The 3,018-nt window shown below is 58.3% G+C and carries 2 protein-coding genes; one reads left to right on the top strand and one right to left on the bottom strand.

The window, feature by feature from the left end; all coding sequences use genetic code 11:
• Positions 1 to 249: 249 nt before the first annotated feature.
• The gene (locus F8N49_RS26940; RefSeq protein WP_007912695.1) at positions 250 to 510 is read right to left on the bottom strand and encodes a DUF2790 domain-containing protein; all 261 of its coding nucleotides are present in this window, start codon (positions 508 to 510) and stop codon (positions 250 to 252) included.
• Between the two features lie 423 nt (positions 511 to 933).
• Here F8N49_RS26940 and acs point away from each other — a divergent pair, with 423 nt between their 5' ends.
• Positions 934 to 2,889: an acetate--CoA ligase gene (gene acs / locus F8N49_RS26935; protein WP_016773581.1), complete on the top strand. Its 1,956-nt coding sequence runs from the start codon at positions 934 to 936 to the stop codon at positions 2,887 to 2,889.
• Positions 2,890 to 3,018: the final 129 nt, after the last annotated feature.

Raw genomic sequence — 3,018 nt, 5'->3', positions numbered from 1 at the left:
GGGGGTGGATTTCGATCCGACCGAGGGATTACAGGGCTTTGCGCGGAGTCGACCCCGGCAGATTTTTTTTCGTTAATTTTTTGGCAGGTGTTTTTTTGTTTAAAAAATAGCCAGAAAAGCGGGTTTTTCACTATATCTAGTGTTTTGCAAGCGTTTTTCACGGCTTCAGACACAACTGAGCCCGACCGAAGCCGGGCTGGAATCGACCCTCAATGTAGCGCTGAGCGATCCGATTCGGTGCAGTCTGATTCAGTTCGTGCAGCCGTTGCCCATGATGCTGTAGCGCAGGATGTGGCGTTGGCCTTTGGAGTCGTCGTATTCCATTTTCGCCGGTACTACTTCGCAGACATTTGGCACTTCGCTCATCGATACAACTTTGGCGATGTCCAGATGCGTGGAGTAAGTGTATTCCTCGATGACCGGTTGTTGCTGTGCGACATCAGTCGGGACCTCGTCTGCCATGGCGGTTGCGCACAGACTGCTGAGGGCCAGAACCAATAAAGCTTTCATTTCTAATTCACCTTTTTGAGGTCGAGTGGGGTCACGCAACCTTTTTAGGGTTGCGTGTGGAGCTTGAGTAGTTGATGCGTTACTTGGAGAGCTGGATTAACGGCCTTCGTGGGGGCTGTAACGTTGTTAATCGCGGTTGCCTTGTTGGCGAGGTGAATTTTAGGGCGGCGGGGTGTCGGTAAACAGGGGCGGTTTTGATAAACACTTTTGATAGATTTGGTAACAATCGATTGAGGTCTTGGTGTCTGGCCGGATGGGGTTTGCCTGACGGATCGCGTTGACTGCATCGCTGGCAAGCCAGCTCCCACATGGAATGCGGACATTTTGTAGGGGCTTGTTACTACCATCGTCGAATGGTTCTATGGGGCCCACCCGGCTACAACGGGGTCATACAAAAACAACTATTACACCGAGGTAGGAAAGATGAGTGCGGCTTCTCTGTATCCCGTTCGTCCCGAGGTTCTGGCAAACACGCTGACTGACGAGGCGACCTACAAAGCCATGTACCAGCAGTCGGTCGTCAACCCTGACGGCTTCTGGCGCGAGCAAGCCAAGCGTCTGGACTGGATCAAGCCTTTCACCACGGTGAAGCAGACGTCGTTCGACGATCACCATGTCGACATCAAGTGGTTTGCCGACGGCACCCTGAACGTTTCCTACAACTGCCTCGACCGTCATCTGGCCGAGCGCGGCGATCAAGTCGCGATCATCTGGGAAGGCGACGATCCTTCCGAAAGCCGCAACATCACCTACCGCGAACTGCACGAGCAAGTGTGCAAACTGGCCAACGCCCTGCGTGGTCAGGACGTGCACCGTGGCGACGTGGTGACCATTTACATGCCGATGATTCCCGAAGCCGTGGTCGCCATGCTGGCCTGCACCCGGATCGGCGCGATTCACTCGGTGGTGTTCGGCGGTTTCTCGCCGGAAGCCCTGGCCGGTCGCATCATCGACTGCCGTTCGAAAGTGGTGATCACCGCTGACGAAGGCATCCGTGCCGGCAAGAAGATTTCCCTCAAGGCCAATGTCGACGACGCCCTGACCAATCCGGAAACCAGCAGCATCCAGAAGGTCATCGTCTGCAAGCGCACCGGTGGCGACATCAAGTGGAACCAGCATCGCGACATCTGGTACGAAGACCTGATGAAGGTCGCGGGCACCGTGTGCGCACCGAAAGAGATGGGCGCCGAAGAAGCGTTGTTCATCCTTTATACCTCCGGCTCCACCGGCAAGCCGAAGGGCGTGCAGCACACCACCGGCGGTTATCTGCTGTATGCGGCGATGACCCACGAACGCGTGTTCGACTACCGTCCGGGCGAAATCTACTGGTGCACCGCCGACGTCGGCTGGGTCACCGGCCACAGTTACATCGTCTACGGCCCGCTGGCCAACGGCGCGACCACCGTGCTGTTTGAAGGCGTGCCGAACTACCCGGACATCACACGGGTGGCGAAGATCATCGACAAGCACAAGGTCAACATCCTCTACACCGCGCCGACCGCGATCCGCGCGATGATGGCCTCGGGTCAGGCTGCCGTGGAAGGCGCCGATGGCAGCAGCCTGCGTCTGCTCGGTTCGGTCGGTGAGCCGATCAACCCGGAAGCCTGGGACTGGTACTACAAGAATGTCGGCAAGTCGCGTTGCCCGATCGTCGATACCTGGTGGCAGACCGAAACCGGCGGCAACATGATGAGCCCGCTGCCGGGTGCTCACGCGCTGAAGCCGGGTTCGGCGGCGCGTCCGTTCTTCGGGGTGGTGCCGGCGCTGGTCGACAACCTCGGCAACATCATCGAGGGCGAGGCCGAGGGCAATCTGGTGATTCTCGATTCGTGGCCGGGTCAGGCGCGTACGCTGTACGGCGATCACGATCGTTTCGTCGATACCTACTTCAAGACCTTCCGTGGCATGTACTTCACCGGTGACGGCGCGCGTCGCGATGCCGACGGTTACTACTGGATCACCGGGCGCGTGGACGACGTGCTCAACGTCTCCGGCCACCGCATGGGCACCGCCGAGATCGAAAGCGCGATGGTCGCGCATCCGAAGGTGGCCGAAGCTGCGGTGGTGGGTGTGCCGCATGACATCAAGGGGCAGGGCATCTATGTCTACGTGACCTTGAAGAACGGCGAGGAGCCGACCGAGCAACTGCGCCTGGAGCTGAAGAACTGGGTGCGCAAGGAGATCGGCCCGATCGCTTCGCCGGATGTGATCCAGTGGGCACCGGGGCTGCCGAAGACCCGTTCGGGCAAGATCATGCGCCGCATCCTGCGCAAGATTGCCACGGCGGAATATGATGGGCTGGGCGACATCTCGACCCTGGCGGATCCGGGTGTGGTGCAGCATTTGATTGATACGCACAAGACCATGAATGTTGCTTAAGTAGCGCTTTGATGTGCTGAAAAGCCCTGTTCGGTGTTCGCCGGACAGGGCTTTTTTGTGTCTGCAGGTTTTGTGCTGGTAGGGCTTGGCCTCATCGCTGGCAAGCCAGCTCCCACAGGTTTTTGATCG

The organism is Pseudomonas sp. GXM4 (genome assembly GCF_008923895.1).
Taxonomy (GTDB): Bacteria; Pseudomonadota; Gammaproteobacteria; order Pseudomonadales; family Pseudomonadaceae; genus Aquipseudomonas; species Aquipseudomonas atacamensis.
This window is presented reverse-complemented; position numbering and strand designations above follow the sequence as displayed.